The 25716-nt window shown below is 59.1% G+C and carries 20 protein-coding genes and 1 pseudogene; 11 read left to right on the forward strand and 10 right to left on the reverse strand.

What is annotated here, in order from left to right:
* Window positions 1-66: 66 nt before the first annotated feature.
* Window positions 67-1827 (reverse strand): ABC transporter substrate-binding protein, encoded by a 1761-nt coding sequence (locus QNM96_RS14810; RefSeq protein WP_283837305.1) that lies wholly within the window; start codon window positions 1825-1827, stop codon window positions 67-69.
* Between the two features lie 331 nt (window positions 1828-2158).
* On the opposite strand from QNM96_RS14810, the gene QNM96_RS14815 reads away from it, so the two are divergent.
* A complete protein-coding gene (locus QNM96_RS14815) occupies window positions 2159-3322 on the forward strand; it encodes a tubulin/FtsZ family protein (protein WP_283837307.1) in 1164 nt (387 codons plus the stop codon).
* A 268-nt stretch (window positions 3323-3590) separates the two neighbouring features.
* Window positions 3591-4973, forward strand: a complete 1383-nt coding sequence (locus QNM96_RS14820) for an APC family permease (RefSeq protein ID WP_283837308.1) — start codon at window positions 3591-3593, stop codon at window positions 4971-4973.
* 110 nt (window positions 4974-5083) lie between these two features.
* Here QNM96_RS14820 and QNM96_RS14825 read toward each other — a convergent pair whose 3' ends face one another.
* The 3 genes and pseudogenes from QNM96_RS14825 to QNM96_RS14835 all read right to left on the reverse strand — a co-directional run bounded on the left by QNM96_RS14825 (window position 5084) and on the right by QNM96_RS14835 (window position 8615).
* Window positions 5084-5791 (reverse strand): 6-hydroxymethylpterin diphosphokinase MptE-like protein, encoded by a 708-nt coding sequence (locus QNM96_RS14825; RefSeq protein WP_283837310.1) that lies wholly within the window; start codon window positions 5789-5791, stop codon window positions 5084-5086.
* A 605-nt stretch (window positions 5792-6396) separates the two neighbouring features.
* A pseudogene (folP, locus tag QNM96_RS14830) lies at window positions 6397-7239 on the reverse strand (dihydropteroate synthase); the annotation flags it as partial.
* 113 nt (window positions 7240-7352) lie between these two features.
* A complete protein-coding gene (locus QNM96_RS14835) occupies window positions 7353-8615 on the reverse strand; it encodes an orc1/cdc6 family replication initiation protein (protein ID WP_283837311.1) in 1263 nt (420 codons plus the stop codon).
* Window positions 8616-10085: 1470 nt separating this feature from the next.
* Between QNM96_RS14835 and QNM96_RS14840 the strand changes: the two genes are divergently transcribed.
* Window positions 10086-10916, forward strand: a complete 831-nt coding sequence (locus QNM96_RS14840) for an RNA methyltransferase (protein WP_283837312.1) — start codon at window positions 10086-10088, stop codon at window positions 10914-10916.
* Window positions 10917-10945: 29 nt separating this feature from the next.
* Here the strand turns inward: QNM96_RS14840 and gatE are convergent, their stop codons facing one another.
* The 3 genes from gatE to btuC all read right to left on the reverse strand — a co-directional run bounded on the left by gatE (window position 10946) and on the right by btuC (window position 15548).
* Window positions 10946-12820 carry a Glu-tRNA(Gln) amidotransferase subunit GatE gene (gatE, locus tag QNM96_RS14845; protein ID WP_283837313.1) on the reverse strand — a complete coding sequence of 625 codons (1875 nt, stop codon included), beginning with the start codon at window positions 12818-12820 and terminating at the stop codon, window positions 10946-10948.
* Window positions 12821-12939: 119 nt separating this feature from the next.
* Complete coding sequence (locus QNM96_RS14850) at window positions 12940-14421, reverse strand: heme ABC transporter ATP-binding protein (protein WP_283837315.1); 1482 nt, start codon at window positions 14419-14421, stop codon at window positions 12940-12942.
* Window positions 14418-15548 (reverse strand): vitamin B12 ABC transporter permease BtuC, encoded by a 1131-nt coding sequence (btuC, locus tag QNM96_RS14855; RefSeq protein ID WP_283837317.1) that lies wholly within the window; start codon window positions 15546-15548, stop codon window positions 14418-14420. Before btuC ends, QNM96_RS14850 begins: the two co-directional genes overlap by 4 nt.
* A gap of 61 nt (window positions 15549-15609) precedes the next feature.
* Here btuC and QNM96_RS14860 point away from each other — a divergent pair, with 61 nt between their 5' ends.
* The 4 genes from QNM96_RS14860 (at window position 15610) to QNM96_RS14875 (ending at window position 18798) form a co-directional block, all read left to right on the forward strand.
* Window positions 15610-16782: a PGF-CTERM-anchored ABC transporter substrate-binding protein gene (locus QNM96_RS14860; RefSeq protein ID WP_283837319.1), complete on the forward strand. Its 1173-nt coding sequence runs from the start codon at window positions 15610-15612 to the stop codon at window positions 16780-16782.
* Window positions 16783-16917: 135 nt separating this feature from the next.
* Window positions 16918-17199 (forward strand): signal recognition particle subunit SRP19, encoded by a 282-nt coding sequence (gene srp19 / locus QNM96_RS14865; protein WP_283837321.1) that lies wholly within the window; start codon window positions 16918-16920, stop codon window positions 17197-17199.
* A complete protein-coding gene (locus QNM96_RS14870) occupies window positions 17199-17450 on the forward strand; it encodes a Gar1/Naf1 family protein (RefSeq protein WP_283837322.1) in 252 nt (83 codons plus the stop codon). The genes srp19 and QNM96_RS14870 overlap by 1 nt, the downstream gene beginning before the upstream one ends.
* Before the next feature lie 226 nt (window positions 17451-17676).
* Complete coding sequence (locus QNM96_RS14875) at window positions 17677-18798, forward strand: presenilin family intramembrane aspartyl protease PSH (RefSeq protein ID WP_283837323.1); 1122 nt, start codon at window positions 17677-17679, stop codon at window positions 18796-18798.
* A gap of 46 nt (window positions 18799-18844) precedes the next feature.
* On the opposite strand, the gene QNM96_RS14880 is transcribed toward QNM96_RS14875, so the two are convergent.
* Together QNM96_RS14880 and cysS are read right to left on the reverse strand one after the other, a co-directional pair.
* The gene (locus QNM96_RS14880; protein WP_283837324.1) at window positions 18845-19492 is read right to left on the reverse strand and encodes a DUF6517 family protein; all 648 of its coding nucleotides are present in this window, start codon (window positions 19490-19492) and stop codon (window positions 18845-18847) included.
* Window positions 19493-19595: 103 nt separating this feature from the next.
* On the reverse strand, window positions 19596-21098 hold the full coding sequence (gene cysS, locus QNM96_RS14885) for a cysteine--tRNA ligase (protein WP_283837325.1): 1503 nt from the start codon (window positions 21096-21098) through the stop codon (window positions 19596-19598).
* A 198-nt stretch (window positions 21099-21296) separates the two neighbouring features.
* Between cysS and QNM96_RS14890 the strand changes: the two genes are divergently transcribed.
* Window positions 21297-22565, forward strand: a complete 1269-nt coding sequence (locus tag QNM96_RS14890; RefSeq protein ID WP_283837326.1) for an MFS transporter — start codon at window positions 21297-21299, stop codon at window positions 22563-22565.
* A gap of 8 nt (window positions 22566-22573) precedes the next feature.
* On the opposite strand, the gene QNM96_RS14895 is transcribed toward QNM96_RS14890, so the two are convergent.
* The gene (locus tag QNM96_RS14895; RefSeq protein WP_283837327.1) at window positions 22574-23086 is read right to left on the reverse strand and encodes a hypothetical protein; all 513 of its coding nucleotides are present in this window, start codon (window positions 23084-23086) and stop codon (window positions 22574-22576) included.
* A 105-nt stretch (window positions 23087-23191) separates the two neighbouring features.
* On the opposite strand from QNM96_RS14895, the gene QNM96_RS14900 reads away from it, so the two are divergent.
* Genes QNM96_RS14900 through QNM96_RS14910 form a run of 3 tightly spaced genes read left to right on the forward strand, consistent with a single transcriptional unit; the run spans window position 23192 to window position 25631 of the window.
* Window positions 23192-23443: a BolA family protein gene (locus tag QNM96_RS14900; protein ID WP_283837329.1), complete on the forward strand. Its 252-nt coding sequence runs from the start codon at window positions 23192-23194 to the stop codon at window positions 23441-23443.
* Between the two features lie 50 nt (window positions 23444-23493).
* Complete coding sequence (locus tag QNM96_RS14905; RefSeq protein ID WP_283837330.1) at window positions 23494-23955, forward strand: PH domain-containing protein; 462 nt, start codon at window positions 23494-23496, stop codon at window positions 23953-23955.
* Window positions 23952-25631, forward strand: a complete 1680-nt coding sequence (locus QNM96_RS14910; protein ID WP_283837331.1) for a PH domain-containing protein — start codon at window positions 23952-23954, stop codon at window positions 25629-25631. The genes QNM96_RS14905 and QNM96_RS14910 overlap by 4 nt, the downstream gene beginning before the upstream one ends.
* Window positions 25632-25716: the final 85 nt, after the last annotated feature.

Raw genomic sequence — 25716 nt, forward strand, 5'->3', positions numbered from 1 at the left:
TCGCGCAGTGAATGTGTTTCGGTGGAATCGAATCGAGACCGCATCGGTGGCCGGACCTGGATGCGGTCACTCCAGTAACGTATCATCGTCGTATCGATACCCCTCGTCTTCGAACAAGGTCCGAACCAGGTCCTGGTTAATCTCTCCATCCGATCCAGGGAACCGCAGTACGGAAGCCGTTCCATCGGCCGATCGACTGCTATCGTCGGGCGATCGAACACCGGCCAGTTCGGCGTAAGTTTCCGGCTTTTCAGCGTACCCGTCGAAAACCTCCTCGACGACGTGATCCCGGTCGATCAGCCGAGAGACGAGAGAGCGAAACCGTGGGTCTCCGAGCTGTGGGTGCTGGAAGTTGTATCCAACGATATACGCCGAATCGGTCGAGGAATTCACCATCGAAACGTCGCTCTCCTCGACGATCGATCCGGCGTGTTCTGGCGGGAGGTCCGCACCGATGATATCGATGTCGTCGTCCGCCATCATATCGATAAGAACGCCTGGATACGGACCGACGATGTGGAATTCTATCCCATCGTACTGCGGAAATCCGTTGAGAATCGACGGGCGATCCGAAACGGCCGGATCCAAAAGGACGTGATCGTCGAACAGTTCGAACTCGAGTAGCTCGTTCGCTTCGTGTTCGCCGAACCTGAACAGGCCCGAACCGATAGGAGGCTCGTTATCCGTGGTTCGGGCTTCGGTCTGGTACTCACCGACGGGTTCGGAACGGGACTCCCAGACGTGTTCGGGCAGGATCGGAACGGTGAGTGGCCGACTCGCAACCGCTTCGCTGGGCGTTTCGAACGAAAATTCGACGGTCCTCGCTCCAACCGTCGACACGGAATCGACCACCGACTGACACCCTCTGTACTGTGACGTCGGTACCCCACTTTCTATCTCTCCAAGCGACGTGTCCTCGAAAAACCGTATCGTGAACTCGACGTCGGAGGCATCCAGTGATTCGCCGTCGTGCCAGGTGAGGCCCTCTCGAAGTCTTACCGTCGCCTCGATCTCGACGCCCGAATCGTCCCACGAAATGTCGTCAGCTAGCCACGGAACGTACTCGCCGTCGATCCTGCGAGCGAGTGGATCATACAGGAGTTCGAGCAGCGGCCGTTCGCTTCCGACGTCCGCAGCGATCGGGTTGAACCGATCCGAGAGCCCCTCCCCGAACAACCCCACTCGGAGTGGATTGGTTCGGCTTCCGTCCGCAGGCTCGGTCGAAAGCAGGTCGATATACCCCTCGGCACGGTTTGGAGTCCACGATGTTCTCACTTCGTTGCGAGCACCTCCCAGATGGTTTGGGAAGGCCACGACCGAATGGGGGCCGATCTGCTCGAGCGATTCGAATAGTTCCTCGAGCGTTTCTTCGCGCGTTTCGCCCTCGGACGTATGCTGTTTCTCGAGCAGTTCGTCGATCGCCATGTTCGAGAAATTAAATGGGTTCTGCCACCCTTCTTCGGTCCTGAACGCCGAGTGAAGCAGATCGCGAAGGGCATCCGGCTCGAACAATCCGGGGTGGCGTCCGACGAAGATGTCGTAATCGCGCTGGATGAGAATTTCTCGGTAGAATTCGCGCTCTGCGACCGGTTCGGTGGTTACTTGGATTCCAGCGTCGGCGAGGTTCTCTCTGAGCTGGCTCAGAATCGATGCCGCGATATAGTCGTCGTCCGTCGGGACCGTTTTGATGACTAATGAGACTTGCTCCGGCGTGTTCTCGTCCGACCCAGACCAGAACCGCTCCATGCACCCCGCGACACTTCCAGTTGTCGCTGTGGCAATTCCAGCGAGCAATTGACGGCGGGTGGGTGGAGCGAGTTCCTCCATACGAGACCCGTAGTCACCACGATGTATAGGACTTACTCCCCAGACGACAGCTTTCTTCAAAGCCTGTACTGCCCGTGTGCGGATATCGAAATCGGAAGGGGCGGTATCACCGCTAGCCGCTCTTGGGGTCGCCGGCCGAACGCGAACATCACCGGCCCGGATCATTCACGACTTGATGATAGTATTGACTGCTTGACTGTCTTTTCATCGATCGTACGTGGGCCATAACAATACCCGGTATTGGCGACAGAGGAAACGTGGAAACCGTTCCCGACTCGGCCCGGCGGGGCCCCCGCTGACCGCTCTCGGAGAACGGCCACAATCGATAGCTATGAAACTCGCACTCATCGGCTTCGGACAGGCAGGCGGGAAGGTGGTCGACGAGTTCCTGGCGTACGAACGCACGATCGACGGTAGCTTCGTCGAATCGGCAATCGCAGTCAACTCTGCGACGACTGATTTACAGGGACTGGAACAGATTCCCACGGAGAATAGGGTACTCATCGGACAGGCACGGGTGAAAGGACACGGTGTCGGTGCCGACAACGAACTCGGCGCGACGGTGACAGAGGAAGATATCGGCGAGATTCAGGGAGCCGTAGATCGCGTCCCGGTTCACGAGATCGACGCATTCCTGGTCGTCGCCGGCATGGGGGGCGGAACCGGTTCGGGTGGTGCCCCCGTCCTCGCGAAACATCTCAAACGGATCTACTCCGAACCGGTGTACGGGCTCGGAATTCTCCCCGGTACCGACGAAGGAGGGATCTACACGCTCAACGCCGCACGATCGTTTCAGACGTTCGTTCACGAAGTCGATAATTTACTCGTCTTCGACAACGACGCCTGGCGACAGACCGGCGAATCGATCCAAAGCGGGTACGATCAGATAAACCGAGAAATCGCCGAGCGATTCGGCCTCCTGTTCGCCGCCGGCGAAGTCGGACAGGGCGATCACGTCGCCGAAAGCGTCGTCGATTCATCCGAGATCATCAACACCCTCTCGGGCGGTGGCGTTTCGACGATCGGATACGCCCGAGAGACGGTCGAGAACAGTCAAGACGGACTCATGTCCAGATTCCGCGGGAGCGACTCGCCGGACGAACTGTCCGCGACGAATCGACTGACGAGTCTGATTCGAAAGGCGGCGCTCGGCCGGCTCACGCTTCCGTGTGATGTCTCGAGTGCCGAACGGGGACTCGCAGTTGCGACCGGCCCGCCGTCGTACCTGAACAGGAAGGGCGTCGAACGCGGACGTACGTGGCTCGAGGAGGAAACGGGAAGCATGGAAATCCGAGGCGGTGATTACCCGCTCGTTGGAGAAAACGAGGTTGGATCGATCGTGCTCCTCTCGGGCGTTACGTCGGTCCCGAGGATTGAGACGCTCCAGCAGGTGGCGATCGATGCAAAGGATCGGAACGCGGACATCCAGGCACAGAGTCAGGATCAGTTCTCGTCGCTCATGGACACCGGTGGCGAGATAGACGCACTTTTCTGACGGGAGTTGTTCCTCCATCGGCTCTGAGAGGAGAACTCGGACAGTAACGGCCCGTTCGAAATTACGACAGAACCCGATCCTTTCGAGCAGTTCGTTCTCAAAAGGATCGGTGTGGGGTTGAAACCGTTGTTATTATTTTGAGAATATTTCTAAACATGTTTTTTCTTTTTATGGTAGAATTCTTCCGTAGAAAGGTATAGTGAGTTTTACCGCAACATTGTTATCGTCGCAGTTAGTTACATTCAACAATCATCATGGTTGGGAGACAATGACACAACATGGGATAATCAACACCAAGGTCGGGGTGGTCGGCGCCACGGTACTAATTATTGGAAACGTGATCGGTGTGAGCGCGTTCGTCCTTCCCGGACCCCTCGCAGGCGACGTTGGTCCGGGCGTTATCTTTGCACTGTTGCTCGCGCTGATTCCGCTCGTCTTTGGGATCATCATGTCGCTACAGTTGGGTGGGGCGATTCCGGTCGCGGGCGGTAGTTACGTCTACGCCTCCCGCCTCGTCGGGCCGTTCTGGGGGTTCTTACTCCCGTGGATTACGATCCCCGGCGTTTGGGCCGGAATGTTGTTCATCGCACTCGGGTTCGCGGAGTACGTCGGGTTCGTCTCCGAAACGATCTCGTTCGTTCCGGCGATCCCCGAACTCACCTTGATTTACGGCTTGCTCATCCCGTTCATTATCTTGAACGTACTCGGCATTCGAATGGTGGCGATCATCCAGTTCCTGATGGTGTCGCTGATCGTCGTCGGAATGGCCGCGTTCATCGTTCCCGGGGCGTTCGCCGTCGAAACGTCGAACTACACGCCCCTGTTCCCCAAAGGAACCGCGCCCGTTATCGTCGCGATCGTTTCACTGTACTTCCCGTTGCGCGGCTTCCGCCTCGTCGTCGAACTCGGTGAAGAGATGAAAGATCCCGCTCGAAACATCCCGCGCGTACTGGGTCTCTCCGCCGCCATTTCGTTGACGCTGTTGATCGGCCTCGTCATCGTCCTCGTCGGCACGACGAACTGGGAGACACTCGGCGGAATGGACGCCGCAGTCGCACAGGTGTCGATGGACACTGCTCCGGCCTCGCTCACTGCGCTCGTCCTCGTCGCCGCGGCGATGGGAGCGCTCACCTCTATCAATATGACCTACACCGCGTACTCTCGTCTCCTGATGCGAGCGGGCCGCGACAATATTATTCCCTCGGCGATCGCTCGAATCCACGAGCAGTACGATTCACCGTACGTCGCGGTGATTCTGCTCGGAGTCCCACCGCTTCTCGTCGCCCCGTTCTCTCCCGGTACCGTGACGCTCTCGGTCGCACTCTCCATGACGATCCTCTTTGGGCTCGCCGTGGCCGGCATCGCGCTCTGGAATCTCCCGAAAGTATACCCCAAGCGGTACGAACACTCGTTGTACAAACTCCCGCCGTGGCTGTTGAAGGTCACCGCGGTCGGCGCAGTCGGATCTGCGGCGTTCCTGTGGGTGCTCGTGGCAACACAGCTACCGCTGATGGTCGGCGTCTTAGTCGGATGGATGGCGCTCGGGTACGTCTTCTACCGAACTCGAGTCTACTGGTTCAACCGACGAGGAATCGATCTCAAGAGTCGAATGGGTCAGCTTCACGAGAGCGAACAGGCCGACGCCGACTGATCAGGCGCGCTCTCGGCGACCAGGGGTGCTCTCGGCGACCAAGGGCGCTCGGTGAAGGTGCGTTCTCGATAAGTAGTACGTTCTCGATGACCAGGAGAATTGTGCTGGAATCAAGAACGGTTCTCGAGCGGAAGCGCGGTCGTCTCGATCAGATCTCGGTGTCCATCAAGAACGGCGAACCGTTCTTCGCGGCGCGTCTCGAGCCAGTACAGCAGTCGTTTCGCCCACTCGAGTTTTTTCGCTTTCATCGAATTGACGGACGGATCGTCGAAATCCCAGCCGACGAAAACAAGGGTCGAAGCGCCGAGTGCATCCGCGAGGAACGCCGCTCGGTCGCCGTCGGTAAATCCGCCGAAGTTGCGGACGGGACCGGACGGTGGCGCCTGTGTCGTCGGAAGAACGAACTCCGACGTACACGCCGGAACGATCTCGCGCACCGCGGAGATGTTATCGCCGTGGCCGTGAACGGCGACGGGCGTCCCGCGCTCGGTCAACCGAACGACGGTCTCCGGGTTTTTGTCGAGGTCGGTCACCATACAGTCGACCGTGATGCCGCGATCCTCGAGCGCATCGACCGCCGTCGAGGCACCGAACACGACATCGCAGTCGCGAGCGCGTTCGATTGAGTCCGGCGTCTCGAGAGAGGGTCCCGCGCCCGCTATCGCGACGGTTCGGTCCCGGGTACCGCGGAGATGCTCGAGGTCGAACGGCTCCGCTATTTCCGCGAGAATGTCGCGTGCGCGCTCGTCGGCCGACCGATCGAAGTCGAAATCCTGCAAGATAGCTTCGTAGACGGGTTCGAATTCGTTGTATTCCATGCGTTGGGGTCTCGGGGTAGCTCGCGATGAGACTAGTTCCATAACTGTAAAGCGGTGCGGTTCCGCTCGGCTTGCGGAGTTTCTCCCAGTTATGGAATGTATACTTCCAATTAAGATGTGTATAGATGTCTCTTTCGGATGTAGTACCACAATAATTCCGTGTTGTGGGCCGGGGGTCGCCTCCAAAGTACCCCTACCCGGGAGGCCGCCCGGCGTCCATTCCCCTCTTTCGAAGCCTTCGGTATAAGCTTTCTCTTACTGCAAGACATCGGTAATACCCATCCTATAATCAACAATAGTCTTGTTTTCACTGTATAGAACGGTTGAAAGCCGAGAAAAAGGATCCATCATCGCTCAACGAAGAATCGTTCTGCTTCATCGAGAGGCCCCTTTGTATATCGGCACCGCCGAGGGCATCACTGTCTGCTGGAATTCGTTTCTCTGAGCTGTACTCAATTGTGTTCTGCGGTACTCAGTCTCACTGAGCTATACTCAATTGGTTCTACTGTGACCGACGGAGAATCGTTGTGATCGATCGGGTCGCCCCTCGAGTCGGCTTACTCCGATCCGTCGAGAAGCGGCTGATCGCGCTCGGCAAACGTCGACCCGATGCGCGCGGCGTCGCGCGTTTCGGCGACATCGTGGGTTCGAACGATGTGGGCTCCGCGTTCGATCGCCATCGACGTCGCCGCGAGGCTTACCGGAAGCCGCTCGTCCGTCTCGCGGCCCGCGATCTCTCCGAGGAAGTTTTTTCGGTTGATCGAGACCAGCATCGGTTTTCCGAGCGAGCGGAACTCCGAAAGCCTGCGAAACGTCTCGCGATCGTGCTCGGTGGTCTTGGCCTCGCTCCACCCGCCGAAAGCCGGATCGACGATAGTCTTGTCCGTGAATCCGTTCTGCTTCAACGATTCGTGCACCATATCGACGTAATCCGCCTTCTCGGCCCACGCTGGAGATTTGCGATCCGCCCAATCGGTTTCTTCGACCGCACCGGGACGCTCGAGATCCGGTGGACTCGCCATTTTGACGACCGCGGCGTCTTGCTCTCGACAAACGGTGGGCATCTTGGGATCGGCGAATCCGCAGATATCGTTGACCATATCGAACCCCTGAGAAAGCGCCTCGTCCGCGACAGCGGCATACCGAGTCTCGATCGAAAACACCGCATCGCCGGCGGTCTGATCGATCGTTTCGAGTGCGACGTGGAGACGGTCGAGTTCTTCTTCAGCCGTCAGGACGTCGAACCGTTTGTTCGCGGACTCGAGGCCGATATCGACGATATCCGCCCCCTCGCCGATGAGTTCCTCGTCAACGTACGCCGCCGCATCGGCGGGGTCATCGTATACGCTCGGATCGTAGGGCGATTCTTCGCTCACGTTTAAAACGCCCATTACCCGCGCTGGATGCTCGTCACCGATACCCAGTCCAGCAGCGTCGACGCTGTTCATACGGACAGTGAGGAAGGGAGACAAAAAGGTATCGCGGTTGCGGTCAACTGACTCAGTTATCGTCGACTACTGTTTCGTACAGTGCTATTACCCGAGGAATTAGTTCCGGTCGATTACTGGCCGAGTTTCGTCTGCTGATCTTCAGCGTCCGCACCTTCCTCGAGAAGCGCGAGTCGGGAATCTCGCAACAGCACCTTCTTGACGATCGACGGGTTCTCGAGGAGTCGGTGTTTGGCGTGGGCACCGCGGCCCCGCCCTCGACCCTTTCGCTCGGACTGAATCACGTTGAGGAAGTTCTGCTCCTGGAGGATTTCCTGGACGCGACGTTCCGAGAGGATGTCGAAGTCGAGTCGTCTCGCAAGTTCCTTGTACTGATTGTAGATAATCTTCGTCGGAAACTCTTTTTGGGAACTGTTCTGGGTCAATAGGGTGAGCGCGTACAGAATTGCCTTGGCCTGCTGGGGAGATCCCTCGATCAACTCGTTGAACCGATCGGCTTCGGTCTTTTCTTTTGCCTCTCGAACATTTTCGGCAGTCACACGTGCGTCGTTTTGTTTCTTCGCGAGCCGGCCCGCGTTTCGGAGGATGTCGATCGCTTTCCGTGCGTCACCGTGTTCCTGCGCCGCGAGCGCGGAAGTCAGCGGAATCACGTCGTCCTCGAGAACGCTGTCATGGAACGCGTCCTGGCGCTTCTCGAGTATCTCGACGAGTTGGTTCGCGTCATACGGCGAGAAGACGAGTTCGTCCCGTGAGAGGCTCGATTTGACCCGTTCGGAGAGGTGATCCGGAAAGTCGATCTTGTTCGAGATACCGATGATGCCGATCGCCGAATCCGAAATCCGTCGGTTCTCGCCGGCTCGAGAAAGTTTTCGGAGGATTTCGTCGTCCTCGAGCATATCGATCTCGTCGAGGATAACGATCGTGACATCGGTACAGTGATCGATCGTTTGCCAGAGTCGCTTGTAGTAATCGCCCGTTCCGAGTCCGCGGTCGGGAACGGTGATGCCGCTGTTGTCCGGTTCGTTTACGATCTGTGCAATCGTTTTGACGACCGAGGCTTCGGTATTTTGCTCTCCACAGTCGATAAAGGCGTATTTGACGGTCACGTCGTCGCGTTCGGCTTCCGTGATCACTCGCTGAGTGACCGACCGAGAGATCAGCGATTTCCCGGTTCCCGTCTTCCCGAAGATGAACAGGTGATTCGGCTCGCTCCCAAACACTGCAGGGTTTAGTGCATCGGCAACCCGCTGCATCTGCTCGTCCCGCCCGACGATTCTGTCGGGTCCTGGAAGATGCGTAATCTCGAGCAAACGCTCGTCGGCGAAGATTGGATCATCGTACCGAAAGAGCGGGTCCCGGTCATCGTTGGAGGACATTCCAGTACCGAAACGATACTAATTGGCCAATCATAAACCCATAGGGTTACCTCGCGTGTGTAAATGTTATATGTACCCCTTTTCTGAGGTCTGAAACCCGGCAATTGCGGACTCTCGAGAAAAGAGCTGTTCTCGCGTTTCTATCTGGGGTGTCTTGAGTCGGACCCCCACACCAGTGTCGCGAGTGTAAGAGGGCTGAAAAATGGGAGAGAAGTGTTGACCGTAGCCGACGGGAATCAGTACGCACGCGAATCTATTCGAAGGTGGATCAACACGACGTACAATTGTAGTACGCAACAAATCAAGCACTAGTACGCCCTGATCTATTCACAGATCCGATGAGTTGAAGTAACGTGTTCGTTCGAGCCGGACTGCTCGGCTCGTTCTTTCCAGACTCGAGTTGAGAACGGTTCGTCCAACGAATCGATCGCAATCCATACGGTCGAGAAATCGAGATGAAATCGCACGCCGTGACAAGGATACTCTCGCTCACGGAATTGACTGCCTCGCGCGCGAAACCGATTTTTGACACGCATCATGGGGGTGCTCCCTGTTCGATTTCGCTGCCTGATTTTCGTCTTCGACCGGATTCGACGAGCGCTCTCGAGGATCTGTTGTGATGGCTGGATACGTCCGATAAGTGGTACCGAGTCAACGAGAAATCTGCACTCGCTCGCGGAACAATCAGGTCCGATCCGAACCTGAACTCGATCGCCACAGCAAGGGGGGACTTTGCGACGAAGGGATGGGATGCGTGATGCGATGGGACACACACCCCCGTCGCGTTTGTAACGTCAAATGTGGGGGTGGGGTTGTTGAATATCGACGAATTCCGGACCTACCATCATTTTCCAGGCAAGATTACACCCGCGACAAAGGTGTGTTCCCAAACAGAACCCCCACCCACATACACCGTTACAAACGCGAAGGAGGTGTCTCACCCCCAATCAATCCAATCCATTTTCTGAGATCGGTAGAAACCGCCGTATTCAGCGTAGAGACAGCCGAACGCCCTATCAAGAAATGATTACACTAGATTACTACCACTAGACTAGATCAGTTCTAGTTCCCTTCTTCTCTTACTCTACTTACTCTACAAGAACAACAACTAGAATTACCTAGAACTAGCTAGTATAGAACTAGTAACTGATGATTAGAAGGTGAGGTAGTTTAACACATCCCCACTCCAACCGGTCGGGCTAATCCGCTTCAAGCGGTCCGCTCCACTCCAACTCCATCAACTCTATTGATTCTATCAACTCACTCCAACTCACTCCAACCAACTTCATTACTACAATCCCATCAGACCCATCCTGTTCTAAAACTCTTCTCACCACGACCGCTCCGTCATTACGACCGTCCCTCACCACGACCGTCCCTCACTTTCCCCCTCTTTCTCGAGGCGTCTCTCCATCCACCGGGACTTCCTTCGAACAGACTTCTTTTCCCTGCTCACGATTAGCGGAGTACATGGCCTCAAGTGATCCACCCGCCGTGGCAGTTGTGGACGCGACGACTCCCGGGAACGTAGGAACCATCGCTCGAGCGATGAAGAACTTCGGCTTCGAGGATCTATTGCTCGTTGACCCGCCGGAACTCGATCCGGATGGCGAAGCCTACGGGTTCGCTGGCCACGCTCGAGACGATATCTTGCCTAACGCCACGGAACTTTCGTTCGACGAACTCGTCGACGAACACCACACGATCGGCTGTACGGCCGTTACGAACGAGGATGACCAGAGCCACGTTCGGTTTCCGTACACGACTCCCTCCGAACTGGCCGAGCGACTACCCGCGGTCGACGCTTCCACAGTACTGGTCTTTGGTCGAGAACGCGTCGGCCTCACGAACGAGGAACTGAGCCGGATGGACGAGATTTGTTCGATCCCTGCAAGCGCCGAATACCCCGTGCTCAATCTCGGCCAAGCCGCAACGATCACCCTCTACGAACTCAGGACCCTCACTCTCGAGGACGCAGACACTCAGCTTCCGGACAGAGAACGGGTTCGTGCGCCGGAACCGTTGCTCGAGCGCCTCTACGACCAGTGGGGCGATCTCCTCGTGGAACTCAACCACCCCGAGGAAAAACGGGAGAAAACGATGCGAATGATCCGCCGCATCTACGGGAGAGCGGATCCAACCGAAGGAGAGATCAACACCTTCCTCGGCCTGTTACGACGCGCGACGGAACGGCCGGACCAGCAGGTGTCGGAACGGCCGGACCAGCGGGTGTCGGAACAGCCAAACCAACAGGCGTCGAAAAAGCCAAACCAGCCCCCTTCAGAATCCCGAGATACGTAGTCGATAGCCGTCCCGAATAGGTCGACGAATCAGGCTCGCTTCTGGATCTCTTCGCGAAGTACCTCGCTGACGAGGTCGCCGTCCGCTTTTCCGCGGAGTGCACCCATGCACTCGCCCATGAGCCCGGAGAACGCCTGCATCCCCTCGGATTCGACCTGCTTCTCGTTACGTTCGACGACCTCGGTGATCGCCTCTCTAACTTCGTCTTCACCCGCCGAGCCGAGTCCAGCTTCTTCGGCGGCGTCCTCGGCCGACTGCTCGGGTTCTTTGGCCAACACCGTCAGCAGATCCGGGATCCCCTCGTTCGGAAGCTCACCCCCCTCGGCTAACTCGAAGACTTCCTCGAGGTGGCGCTGACTCAACTTCCCGACCGGAACGTCGTCGCGTCTGAGTTCGGTGAGTGTGGACTCGAGGGTGGTCGCGGCTAGCGTCGGATCGATGCCATCAGCAACTACATCTTCGAAGACGGGCATGTACTTGCCGTAGGCGACCTGATTCGCTAGCCCGGCTCCCAGTCCATACTCCTCCTGGTAGCGTTCGACTTTTTCCGTCAGGAGTTCGGGTTCGGGGACGTCGCTCGGATCGGGTTCGACGGGCGGCACGTCCGTTTCGGGGTACATCCGCGCGGCACCGGGAAGCGGACGGAGGTATCTGGTCGTTCCGTCGTCGTTCGCCCCGCGCGTTTCCTCCGGGACACCCTCGAGTGCAGTTTGCGCACGCGATGCGACGGCTTCGATCGCCGACTCCGCAACGTCAGTATCCGCGGCGACGATTGCGACGGCGTCCTGTTCACCGGCACCGACGGCGTCTCGCAACGCCGCAACTTCTTCTGGAGTCACGCCGTAGGCCGGAAGCTCGTCGGTGTGGAAGATACCACCCGCACCGTGGCGTTTGGCGTGATCCGAGAACTCGGTTCCGAGCCGTCGGTCGGGTGCGATCTCCCGGCCGACGATCCCGTCGAACCCGTAGAGGGGAACGGCAGTCACCGATCCGCCCGAGGATAGCGCGCCGCCGATTACGCCGCTGTCGGTGTTCGCAAAGACGTCCGTTACGTCCTGAGAATCTCCCACAGAAGCGTCTCGATCGTCCAGTTCGGTCACGATCTCGACGAGTTTCGCCTGCCGCCTCACCTCGTTGCGAACGATGTCGTCGATGTCGTCGAGGCTCTGGACGCCCTTGATCTCGACGCGTGCTCCCTCCTCGATGGAGACGTTGACGTCCTGGCGAATCGTTCCGAGTCCGCGCTTGACTTTGCCGGTCGAGCGAAGTAACATACCGATTCGCTCTGCGGCCTCGAGGGCCTGTTCCGGCGACCGAATATCTGGGCTGGTTCCGATTTCGACGAGCGGAATGCCGAGCCGGTCGAGACTGTAGGTCACGCCGTCGTCGGTTTCCTCGACGCGCTGGGCGCTCTCTTCCTCGAGGAGGAGGTCCTCGATGCCGACCGCTCCCTCGCTCGTCTCGATCGAACCGCCCGTCGCGATAAGCGTCGAGCGCTGGAAGCCCGACGTGTTCGAGCCGTCGACGACGATCTTTCGCATGACGTTCGCTTGATCGACCGGGTGCATATCCATCAGCTGTGCGACTTCGAGCGTGGTCTCGAGAGCTTCCTCGTCCAGCCGGTGAGGCGGCTCGTCGTCTTCCTCGACCAGACACGTCGAGTCGTAGGCAAGATAAGTGAACTCTCGGTCGACCTTGCTCTCCTCGACGGCGGCGTCGTCGAGTTCGCCGAGCTCACTCCGCGTCGGGTGGAGATAGCGGGTAAACTGACGCGTCGCTTCCTCGGGTTCGCGCAACTCCGTCGGACACTGACAGAACAGCTTCGTCGCCGTATCGAGTTGCTGGTGGATTTCCAGCCCGGCGACGAGTCCGAGTGCCTCGTAATCGTACTCGTCCTCGGTCATTGTCGATGACTCGGAGGCCGAAGGGTAAAAAACCGTTCAGTTCGTCCGGATCAGTTCGTACCCGCTTCTTGACGAGCCCGACCCGAGATTCAATCTACACCGTCCCGGTAGAGTAGCCGTTACCGTCCCGGCGGATTCGACGACTCCGGTGAGTTCGTCTCTGTCGGGTTGGTCGTCGATTTCGCCGGTTCGGATGACTCTCTCCCATTCGGCCCGGCGAAATCGACATCCTCGGTGGTCGCCCGCGAAACTGCCTCGAGAACCCGTTCGACGCTTGCCTCGAGCGCGCTCACACGACACGTTTCGTACAGTTCTTTGGCTTCTTCACCTGCGAAGTGTCGGTCCTCGAACGACCGCGTTTCGATCACGACGAGCGGTTCAGCCGCATCGACCGCCTCGAGAACGAGCTGATTGCCCGAGCTGATTTGCACGTCGGCTAATACCACCGCGTCGCTCTCCGAGATTGCTTGCTCCAACTCTCCGAGATGGCTCTCGGAGAGCGAATCGAAGGGCGGCGCTTCGATCCGTTCGATCTCGAGTCGACGGGCTGTTTCCGCGGCGATATCGCCACTCGGAACCGGGCCGAGGGAGGTTTCGACGTCCGCATTCCTCAATCGCGCCACCACGCCGACGGCTGCGGATCCGGAGCCAAGTATGTGAACCCGATCGGGAACTGTAGGGGTGTGCGTTTCCGTTTTCCGGCCTCCATCCGTAGGGGTGTGCGTTTCCGTTTTCCGGCCTCCATCGAAATCAGCGCTTTCGGCGGCCGGAAGCGCCGTGACCGTACTCGTTCCGGTGACCGGGTTCTCGGTCACGGCCGCGTTCGAATTGAACACGTCTGAGAGCGTCTCCGCAGATAACACCGCCTCCGGCGCTCCCGTCCGCCGAACGCCGCCGTCGGCGAGCATCACCACCCTGTCGCAGTACCGCGCCGCGAGATCGAGGTCGTGAATCGCCGCACAGACGGCTCGCCCGCTGTCGACCAGCTCGCGGACTAACTCGAGGGTTTCGACCTGGTGGTTGATGTCGAGACTCCCCGTCGGTTCGTCGAGCAGGAGGGCGGGCGTCTCCTGTGCGACGGCTCGAGCAAGCACGACCCGCTGGCGTTGGCCCCCGCTCACTTCGTCAATCGGGCGATCCGCGAGGGCTTCGGTACGGGTCCGCTCTAGGGCTCGGTCGACCGCGTCCCGATCCTCGCGCGTCGGCGGAGAGAACCGAGATCGATGCGGGTGACGCCCCATCTCGACAACGTCCCGGACGGGAAACGAAAACGAGAGGCTCGTATCCTGCGGGACGACCGAGACGAGCCGGCTCGAGGCCTGTGAGGACACGTCGTGGATATCGACGCCGTCGATCGTAACCCGACCCGCGTCGGGCTCGAGTGCGCCGCTGATGGCGCGGAGTAGCGTCGTCTTTCCGGCCCCGTTCGGACCGACGAATCCGACGAACTCGCCCGGTTCGACGGTGAGTGAGATGTCCTCGAGGATAGCGACATCGTCGAACGAGAGCTTGAGGTTTCGGACGGAAACCGTGCCAACCGTTTCGCTCGAATCGCGAGCGTCCAAACCCTCGTCATCGGCCGTTCCGTATCGGTTAGTCATACCGAGTGCACCTCCCGACGAGTGAGCAAGAACAGGAAAAACGGCGCTCCGAGCGCGGCGGTGACGATACCTACCGGGACTACGGGCATTCCGAACTCGATTCCCAAGGGTAACGACACAGAATCGAGCCGAGCTATCGTATCCGTCGCGACGAGAAACGATGCGCCCGCGAGCGCGCTCGTTGGGAGCAGGATTCGGTGATCGGGACCGACGATCAACCGCATGATGTGCGGGACGACGAGGCCGACGAAGCCGATGACGCCGGCGACGGCGACTCCCGCGGCGGTGATGATACTCGCGAGCGCGAGCAAGAAGAGTTTGGTCCGTTCGACGTTGACGCCCAGGTGATGGGCGTCTTCCTCACCCAGCAAGAGAACGTTCATCTCTCGAGTGAACCCGCCGAGGATGAGAACCCCGACGACCGAGATCGGCAGGGCGAACGCGACGTCTCCCCAGGAACTGTTGTGGAGATGTCCCATCATCCAGATGACGGCTTCCCGGAGGTCGTCGCCGCTGTAGACGAGCATGTATGAGATGGCGGCACCGAGAAACGCCTGAACCGCCACACCGGCTAGGAGCAACGTCGCGACGGGCGTCCGTCCGCCCTCGGTCGCGATCGCGTAGACCAGAAAGGCCGTTCCGAGCGCCCCGACGAACGCCGCGAGGTGGAGACCGCCGAAGGGAATCAGTGCGGGAAACGCGATCGCGGCAACCGCGCCCGCGGCCGCGCCCGAGGAAACGCCGATTATCGACGGGTCGGCCAGCGGATTGCGAAAGAACCCTTGCATCACGGTTCCGGCGGCCGCCAACGAAAATCCGACCGTCGCAGCGAGTGCGATTCGGGGAAGCCGAAGCGTCTCGACGATGACCTGATTCGTCGCGGAGACATCGAACGAGAATACCCCGGCGTACTCGAGGCCCGGAACCGGAACCGACCAGCCGACCACGGGAAGAGAGCCGCTCTCTATCGCGATCCCGGTCGGGATAACGATCGCGTTGAGGATCGCCATTCCGACAGTTGTGGGTTCGATCCAGACCGATCCGAGCCCGGCGCTGACGACCACGACGGCGACGAGAAGGCAGGTCAAGCCTGCCGACCAGGTGACGGTTCGGACCGATCGCTTCATCGAACAAAACCACGCTTGGAGTAGTCAAATATTTGTTGAAGTATCGTGGATACACACCCAGATGAAACAGCAATTGGCAGTGTTTTTGACCGTTTTACTCGTCGTCTCAGCGCTTGCTCCGCTGGCCTCGGCGAGTCCAGTCGCACAAGCCGACGCGGGCGATCGAACGGGCACGGCTGGTGCGGTAGGTTCGACGGCGACAACCGCCGCAGATGCACAGTGTGAGTACCCCGTCGAACACACTGACGCGACGGGCGAAACGATCTCCCTTGAGGATGCACCCGATTCAGTCGTTGCACTCCAGCCCAGCGACGCGCAGACGATGTTCGAGATCGGTGCCGAGGACCGACTCGACGGAATGCCCGACACGCCGGCAACCGAAGATCTCGATATGGGCGATAGAGAAGCCGTAATGGACGAGGATTACACGGTGCTCGACGAACAAATCGTCGCGCTCGATCCTGATATCGTGCTTGCGGCCAACGCGACGTTCGACGACGACATCGAACAGCTTCGCGAAGCCGGACTTAATGTCTACGTCTTCGATGAAGGAAATTCGATAGACGACGTAAAGGACAATACACTCACCACGGGCGAACTCGTCGGTGAGTGCGACGGAGCGGAAACCTCGGTCGAGTGGATGGACGAACGGATCGACCTGCTCGAGAACGCGACGGCCGAGGACGCCGACGATCGACCGCTCGCGTTCTACGACATGCGCGCCGGCCAAACGGCCGGAACCGAGTCGTTCCAGGACGAGGTACTGACGACTGCCGGCGTCGAAAACCTCGCCGAACGGGTCGGCCTCGAGGGTTGGGGCGAAGTCGACTCCGAACAGATCGTCGACGAGGACCCAGAATGGATCATCCATCCTGACGACGGAATGGACGAGTACGAGTTCAGCGCCGGCGTTGACGAAACGACAGCCTATGAGGAAGACAACATCTTGCCCGTTGACGATAACGCGATGAGTCAGCCCGCCCCGCAGGTCGTCTTCGCTATCGATGAAATCGTCGAAGGCGTCTATCCAGACGCCTACGCAGCAATCGAAGCCGATCTCGAGGAACTCGATTCGGAGTACCGGGACGACGGAGCAAACGACGGCGAGGGTGACGATGAAGGGGAGACCACAGACGACGAAAGTGGCGACGATACCATTCCCGGATTCGGCGTCCCAGCCGCTGCGGCGGCACTGATCGCGGCGAGCCTGTTTGCGCTTCGACGTCGCTCGTAGACAGTTCTCTCGTCAGTACGAAACGTTCGAATTCGTCCGCCTGTTCCGGCCTCGAACTAATTCGTTCGACTGTTTCGGCCTCGAGTCCCCATCGCTATGAAAAGGGTTTACTCGCGGGCCTTCGCATGGACGAGTATGGTCGAAAACGTCATTTGGCCCGCCTATCTGGATGCGACCTGTTCTCGGGCCGACGGACGACGCGTCCCCGAGGATCTCGCCGTCGACGAGCCCACAGTCGACGAAATCGCACAGGCCGTCCAGCAGATCGGTTACGACGCGGTCGTCGAACGCGATAAGTCCTACTCGAGAGCCCCGTGGGACGAGCGCGGTCGCGTCGTCGTCCGCGGAGCGGAGGATTCGACGAAGAACGATCTGGTTCAGGCCGTGGCGGCCTACGTCGTCGCGATGCGAGAGTGATGCGTCGGGTTGGCCAGGTCGTCCGGATTTCACAGGGACTCGCGATCCTCAGAGCGGACGACGATACGACGGGTGGATCGGCGGACGACATCGACCACGCGATCGGAACGACCGTCCTCGACGACAACCTCGAAGAGATCGGACGCGTCGTCGACGTGTTCGGTCCCGTAGACAAACCGTACCTCGCGGTGACGACCGACGACGACGTCCACAACCCGTCGTTGGTCAGTACGACATTGTACGCTCGGTAGTCGCGTTCATTTTTGAGGTCGTCCCGTTTCGTTTTCGAGTCTCATCTTTGATAGGGTCGGTTGGGTTGGAAGTCATTTCCGTCCATTCGCCACCCTCGTTCTGGCGACAAACCGGGAAACAGGTATAACCGACCCTATGAGCGCCTAGATCCCCGTTACCGAGCTATTCAATTCTCCCTCCTCGAAGAAGAAAACACAGATACCATAGGGATCCAAAGACCCCTACATGAACGATCGGGCTCGGATTGTCCTCGCGGTCGGCGTGACGGTACTGCTGTTTCTCGGCGTCCAACTCGGCGCATTAGCCCTAGTCGAACCGTTCCACGATTCCGACCGACAGGCCGTCGAGGACCCTACGGATCCGACTAACAGCGCGATCTACTTTGCGGTCATCCTCATCGCTACCGGACTGATGCTCGCGGCATTTAAATACGATGCCGAGCGATTGATTCGAGGGTTGATCATCGGTGTGAGCGGCATGCTTTCCTGGTTCGTCTTCATGGAAATCATCCCACCAGTTGTCACGGTTGGGTCGGTAAACGCGGTCGCACTGCTGGCCGCCGCTGGAGTCGCAGGTGCACTTTTGCTCTATCCGGAGTGGTACGTCATCGACACCGCCGGGGTGTTGATGGGTGCCGGCGCCGCCGGACTGTTCGGCATCAGTTTCGGCTTGCTCCCGGCGATCCTGTTTCTCGTCGTGCTGGCGATATACGACGCGATCAGCGTCTACAAAACCGAGCACATGCTCGATCTTGCCGACGGCGTAATGGACCTCAAGATCCCCGTCATCTTCATCGTCCCGACGACGCTTCCCTACTCCTATCTCTCCGAAGGGAGTACCGACGGCGTCCTCGAGGATACGTCGAGTTCGGAGAGCAATGAGAACGCTTCGAACGCGAGGACAACTACGACAGATGAAGACACGCAACTCGAACAAAACGGTGGCCGAGAGAGCGGCGGCGCAAACAGCGGTGCACTCCTCGAACAGCGCGAAAAAGACTCGGATACGAGCACGGACGAGACGAACGAGGAGAGCGGTAGCGACCAGGAACGCGGTCGAGACGCCCTCTTTATCGGACTTGGCGACGCGGTGATCCCGACGATATTGGTTGCAAGCGCCGCGTTCTTCATAGAAGCGGGCACGATCGATGTTCCGGGAATCGCATTGAACGCACCGGCGCTCGGCGCGGTCATCGGAACCAACATCGGCCTCCTTATTCTGATGTATATGGTGATGAAGGGGAGAGCCCACGCCGGCTTACCGCTACTCAACGGCGGCGCAATCGCCGGCTACCTCGTCGGGGCTCTTGCAAGCGGGCTGTCGATTATGACCGCGCTCGGTCTCTAAGCACTCGGTCTCTAAGTTATGGCCGCGTTCAGCCTCTAAGAAGTCGTCACTCGTCCCCGTGCTCGACACCTTCGATCAAGCTGTCGATCCGCTCGTTTTCGTCGGGGATGTCCTGCGGATAGACGCCCGCGAAAACCAGGTGATCCTCTTTATTGTCGAGTTGGCAAAGATCGACGAAGACGCCGACGCTCCCTTCCGCATCGAGTTCTGCTTCGCCCTCGTAGGTCGTAATCGATATCGCCTGTGAAAGCGTCTCGAGTCGTCGTTGACCGACGTCTGTCTGGGTTTCCACGGAAAGCTCTCCGTACCGATCCTGCACGAGTTCAAGAAGTTCTCCCGGCCCCATCTCTCCGATAGGGTTGTGATTTTCTCCGGCGATCTCGACCTGTGGCGTCGCGATCGTTCCGAACACGCCGGCCTCGATTTCACCGAGGCCGAGCACCGATAGGTCGATCGTTCGACTGTACTCGTTCGCGTAGTTCGTCACTTCGACCGTCTCGCTCGCGACCGATTCTTCTTCGACCCACTCATCGGTTCCGTCGTGCTCGTAGCCAGTTTCCTCGAGCGCGTGGCCTGAGACCGCAGCGGGTATCGCCTCGTACGTGGTCAAATCCTCGAGAAAGCTTCCGATACACCCCGCAGTGAGTCCACTACCCCCGGCCCCGACGGTTGCGATGAATACTCGTCGGTTCATAGTACTCGGCCACTTTCGATAGCAGTAAAAGTATCGTGTGCCCTCCCGACTCCACCGTCGTGTAATCCGATCCTACCGGTGGCGAAAGTGGGGCTCGACTGGGTTATTCGTCAGTTTCGAGTCGGTACGTCGCCCCGTCGTCCGTGTCCTGCACTTCGACGCCGAGGGCCTCGAGTTCGTCTCGCAACTCGTCGGCGCGCTCGTAGTTTCCGCGGTCGCGTTCTTCTTCACGAACGTCGAGAACGAGTTCGACGACGTCCCCTGCAAGCTCAGCAGACCCGGTCGTCTCGCCGTCGAAGGAGAGTCCGAGAACGCTACCGAGTTCCTCGAGCGTTTCGACGGCGCGGCGGAGCCCGCGATAGTCGAAAGCGCCGTGCTCGGTTTCCGCAACCGCATCTACGTGACGATTGATCGCCGTCGCGACCTCGAGCAGGGCCGATTGGGCTTTCCGGGTGTTGAAATCGTCGTTCATCGCCGCCATAAACTCGTCTCGAGCGCTTTCGACCGCGTTTCGAAGCTCGTCGTCTTCGGCTTTCGTTTTCGCATCGGGTGAATCGACGGCGCCGACGGCGGTTTCGTAGGCTCGTTCGAGCCGATCCCAGCGCTCTCTGGCTTCGGCGATCGTTTCATCGGAGTACAGCTGTTTGCTGTTGTACGAGCCGGCGGTGAGGAACGTTCGGAGCGCGTTCGTCCCCCACGCGTCGACGGCATCGCTAACGGTGACGAAGTTGCCCAGACTCGAGGACATCTTTTCGTCGTCCATCTGGAACAACTCGCAGTGGAGCCAGTAGTTCGCGAACTGGTGGTCGGTCGCCGCCTCGGATTGGGCGATCTCGTTTTCGTGGTGTGGAAAGACGAGGTCGCGTCCGCCAACGTGGATGTCGAGCGTCTCGCCGAGGTGGGTCATGCTCATCGCCGAACATTCGATGTGCCACCCGGGACGGCCCTCTTCCCAGGGGGAGTCCCACGTCAGCCCCTCGGGCGGTTCGCCCGCGACTCCCTCGTGGCGGTGTTCCTTGATCGCGTCCGGATCGACGCCGCCAGCCTTCCAGAGCGCGAAATCAGCTGGATGGCGCTTCTCGCTTCGTTCGTCCGGTTCGCCCTGTTCTTCGATCTCCTCGAGATTTTGATTCGAGAGCTTCCCATACTCCTCGAACTGCGTCACGTCGAAGTACACCGATCCGTTCGATTCGTACGCGTAGCCCTTTTCGATCAGCGTTTCGACGAGTTCGATGATCTCTGGCACGTGTTCGGAGACTCGAGGGTAGACTTCCGCTCGGAGGAGATTGAGCGATCCCATATCCGAAATCGTCCGATCGATGTACGTCCGAGCGACCTCCGCTTCGCTCTCACCGAGGTCGTCTTCGCCCACGCGTGCGGCGATCTTCTCGTTAACGTCGGTGAAGTTCTCGACGTGTCGAACGTCGTAGCCGAGATACTCGAGCCAGCGGTGCATCACGTCCACGTGCACCCACGAGCGCGCGTGGCCGAGGTGGGGCGGGTCCGAAACCGTCAGGCCACAGTAGTAGAGCAAGACGTTATCGGGGTCCTGTGGCTCGAACGGCTCGGATTCACCCGTCAGCGTGTTCGTTATACGTAGGGTCATTACGTTTCCGTAACCACGGATCGAAGTTAAAGCGTTGGATAGGGTACGAACTCTCTGGCCGTTCGGGAACCTCCCCGGCCGGATCCCGACTGAAGGGAACGGCTAGGAGCGTTTGCGGACAAAACTATCCGCCGCGAAAAAGACAGCATGGTAACAAGATAAGAACCGTTATGTGTTACCCTCTTATCAGCTGATACAATGGGTGAAAAGGAACCGGGAAGGGGACACGCTGATGACGGTACTACGGTAGTCTCCCCGCTCGGCCCTGAAACCGTTCCATCGGCGTTTATCGGCGTTGCCATCCTTTCGCTGATCTGGTTCGTACTAAGCGTTTACCGCATTACGTTCTCGGTATCCCTTCCCGACTTTCTGGAGGTAACAGGGATAACCTACACGGGGGTCAGCGTTCTCTTCGGCGCGTTTTTTAGCGGGTACGCACTAAGCCAGTTCCCCGCAGGCCTCCTCGCCGATCGTTTCGGTCCTGGAACGATTATTGCATCCAGCATTCTGGCGACTACCGTTGCGCTCGGTTCGCTCTCCGTCGCTAGCAGTTACGCACACGTCTTCCTCGCTGTTCTCGTTATCGGATCCGGAATCGGGAGTTATCGAGCAGTCAGCCAGATCGCGGTCGCTCACACTGTTCCCGAGAGGATGGAAGGGGCTGCGTTGGGACTGCTCACCGCTGCGAACCCGCTGGGATACGTGGTGGGTCCCGTCGCTATCGCGATACTACTCACGAAGTACGATGTCTATACGGTACCGCTTTTGCTCGCTCTCGTTCCCGTCCCACTTGTTTTGCTCGCTTATCTCGTGAACCCCGTATCGATTCGATCCGCTTCGAAGGTCGGGCGTGGGCCGACTGCGCGACAGGCGCTTTCGACGTTCAGAGAGCACCTGTGTGCGACTACTACGCTTCTAGTGATCGCGTTCGGAACGGCGTTCACGACGACATCGAACTCTCTTCTGGCTATTCTTCCGCTATATCTGGTCGAAACGACATCGCTTTCGCTTACGGTCGGTGGTCTTTACGCCGGAGGCATATTCGGCGTCGGGGCGATAGCGGCTCTCACCGGTGGCGTTTTCAGAGATCGGGTCGGTGCTATCCCAATCCTCGTTGCCGGATTCGTAACCGCCGCCGTTGCGCTCGCCGTGCTCTCGTTCGTTTCTTCGCTACCGCACGTTCTCGCTACGCTCGCCGTGTTCAGCCTCGGCCTGAACAGTATCCTTCCCGCTCGAGATCGCGTTATTAACAGCCACGCAAGCGACTGCTCCGATCGGCATACAGGTGCGATGATCGGCGGACTTCGGTCGCTTTGTTATCTCGGCGGCAGTCTCGGGGCCGTACTGGTTGGCCTCGGTTTTGCGAGGTTCGGAGTGACCGTCGGATTCAACTCGCTGATAGCGGTACTCGTAATCGGTGCAATTTGCGTTACAGCGCTGTGGAACGTCGAAAACAGTCGATACTGAGGGAAGTTTTACCCGCTTCGTGGTGTCGAGGTTTCCTTGAGCACACGTTCGATCGTTCGAACGGCGTTCGCTCCCGCCAGTCGCTCGACGACGACGATCACCGCCCCGTCGCTGAACCCCGCGCCGCCGACCTCGATATCCTCGAACTCGAGCGCCTGCAAAGCTTCACCCAAATGCGATGGATCGACGGCCCCAGACGCGAAAACGGCGGTATGTCCGTCACCGTCTGGACCGAATACCGATCCGTCGACTGAGAGTACGTTCTCGAAATCGGCACCCTCCCCGTCAACCTGAACCGGTCCGATACCGCTTTCCATAGTGACGCGGATCTCCGGCGATTTTGCGTCGTACTCCGGAAGCTCTTCTGCGTATCGGCGAAGCGCCGTCGCGACGGCTTCGTTTTCGCCGTCGACATCGAGAAAGCGTGCGCCGGCGGTGTAGTTGATAACGCCAGCGCGCAGTGCGGTGATCAAAAACGGATGATTCCGTGCCGCCCGGCGCGTCTCGCTCGCGAGGGACATATGCTCACTCGGGAAGTCGACCAGCATAAACGACGTGGATGTACGGGCGCTGGGCGGTACGGCCGTACCGCGGCGCTTTTGCCTCGAGGACCCCAAGCTACCGATATGAATCCAGCAGACGTCGAGGACCTCATCGAATCGGAGCTCGAAGACGCCGACGCGACCGTCACGCGGGCGAGGGGAGAACACGATGACGACCACCTCGCCGCGACGGTCGTCTCCCCGGCGTTCGACGGCCTTTCGTTGGTCCAACAACACCAGAACGTGTACGACGCACTCGACGGACACATGACGACCGATATTCACGCTCTCGAGCTATCGACTTACACGCCCGAAGAGTACGAGGACGCCTCGTAACCGATCAAGATAACCCTACATTTATCGTTCAGAACTAATACGATACTGACATGGAGTCGCTTAATTCCCGGATTCGACTGCTGTGGATCGCACAAGGTGCGATCGTCGCAGCGATTCTCGGCGCGGTGCTCGTCGGTGTTGATCGAATAGTTGTCGACGTTCCGATGGGGGTGATCGCCGCGGTGATCGCGGTCGCCGCAATCCTCGGAATCGCCTACGCGGTTCGGCTCTATCAGGTCTGGCAGTTCGAACTGCAAGACGACGCCCTCTATTTAGAGCGAGGGGTCGTGACGTTCGTCGAAACTGCGGTGCCGTTCGTCCGGGTCCAACACGTCGATACCCAGTTCGGTCCCATCGAGCGCGCGCTCGGCCTCTCGAGCGTCGTCGTCTACACTGCAGGATCGCGAAACGCGGATGTCCGGGTTCCCGGATTGACGCCCGACCGTGCCCGGAGTTTGCAGGATACGCTCCGAGAACTGGCCGTCGAGAGCGATACGGACGACGCCGTATGAATCGACTTCACCCATTGAGTGCCGTCACGCTGGCACTTCGGCGTGCGCTTGCCGGGTTATTTGTCGCCCTCACGGTCGTCACCGGGCTTGCCGCCTTCGTCGACTTTGTTTCGGGCGCCTGGATGACCGTCGCCGTCCCGCTCGGGTTCCTCCTCGGTGGAACTTACGGAATCGTCTACTACTTTCGGTTCGAGTACGAGATCACTGACACTACGTTTGACGTTTCCTCAGGCGTTTTCTCGAGGCGGTCTCGAGAAATACCCTACAGACGAATCCAGAACGTCGACGTTCGGGTCGGTATTCTCCAGCGGCTCCTCGGTCTCGCCGTCGTCTCGATTGAAACCGCAGGCGGCGGCAATACGGAAGCCGTCCTGAACTTCGTCAGCGAGGAAGAAGCAAACCGGCTTCAACGGGAGATTCGTCGCCGAACTGCGAAAGCGACGGAAACGCAAGAGAAGTCTTCGGCGGATGACCTCGAGGACGTTCCAGCGGCCGATTCGGAGTCCGCTCGGGACCGAAACGAAGCGGGAGATCCGATCGAACACCCCGACGAGACTGTCGATGGTCGAGGTGGAGAGCCGTCAGTCGACCACGAGTCGCCTTCGACAGCCGCTCAGCGACGGGATCACGCCAAACGGGAAAAATCGCTGTTCGGTCTCGAGGCTCGAGAGCTGCTCTTGTACTCGTTCACGTCGTTCCGGCCAGCAGTGGGCGCAGCGCTCCTGTTTTTCGTTTTCATTGCCATCGACCCGGTGATCAACCACTTACTCACCGTGGCACAACCGGTTGGCGGGCCGGAAGACCTCGAGACGGGAACCGCCGGTAATTACGGTATTTTGACGGCCGTTTCGTTTGTCTACGCCGTTGCGGTCACGTATCTCGTGAGCGTCGCCTACACGTTCGCAACGTACTACGGCTTCAAACTCAGCCGTGCCGGCCAGGACTTCGTCTACGAACGCGGGCTGGTACAGCGCTATAGCGGCTCGATTCCTGCCGAAAAAATCCAGTCGGTCACCGTGACTGACAACCCGCTACAGCGGCTGATCGACTACGCGGGAATGTGGATCGAGACGGCCGGCTACGGCCCGGAAAGCAGTAGCGGCAGTCAGTCCGCTGTTCCGCTCGCCCGGAAGTCACGGGTTTACGAGTTCACCGAGCGATTGACCGGAGCTGAGACGCCAAAGTTCCTCAGCCCGCCAGAACTGGCTCGCAGACGGTACCTCGCCCGGTACTCGATTATCGCAGGAGTGATCGTTGCCATCGCGTTCGGCGTCTCGCTGGCGACGACGCTCGAGCAGTGGTATCTCGCCGCGATCGTATTCCTCGCCGTTCCGCCCGCGGCTCACCTGCGTTACGTCAACATCCAGTATTTCGTCGGCGAGGATCACCTCGTGGTTCGGCGCGGCTTCTGGCGTCGTCGAACGACCGTCATCCCCTATTACCGCATTCAGACGGTTTCGACGCGCCGCTCGGTCTTTCAGCGACGGCTCGGTCTCGCCTCGGTCGTCGTCGATACCGCGAGTTCCAGTTCGTTCTCGATGACCGCACCGACGATCTACGACCTGGAACTCGAGGACGCTCGAGACGTAAACATCACCAGTCGAAAACAACTCCAGCGGACGCTACGTGAGCGAGCCCAAGACGACGATCTCGGGTTAACTGTAGACTTTACTTGACCGGTCTGTAGCCCTTCGAAACCGCACTTTTGATCGATCGCCGTGTGTTATCTCCGCGCCGCTTGCCGCCGTTGGCGTCGGGCTT

The organism is Halostagnicola sp. A-GB9-2, from assembly GCF_030068615.1.
Lineage (GTDB): Archaea > Halobacteriota > Halobacteria > Halobacteriales > Natrialbaceae > Halostagnicola.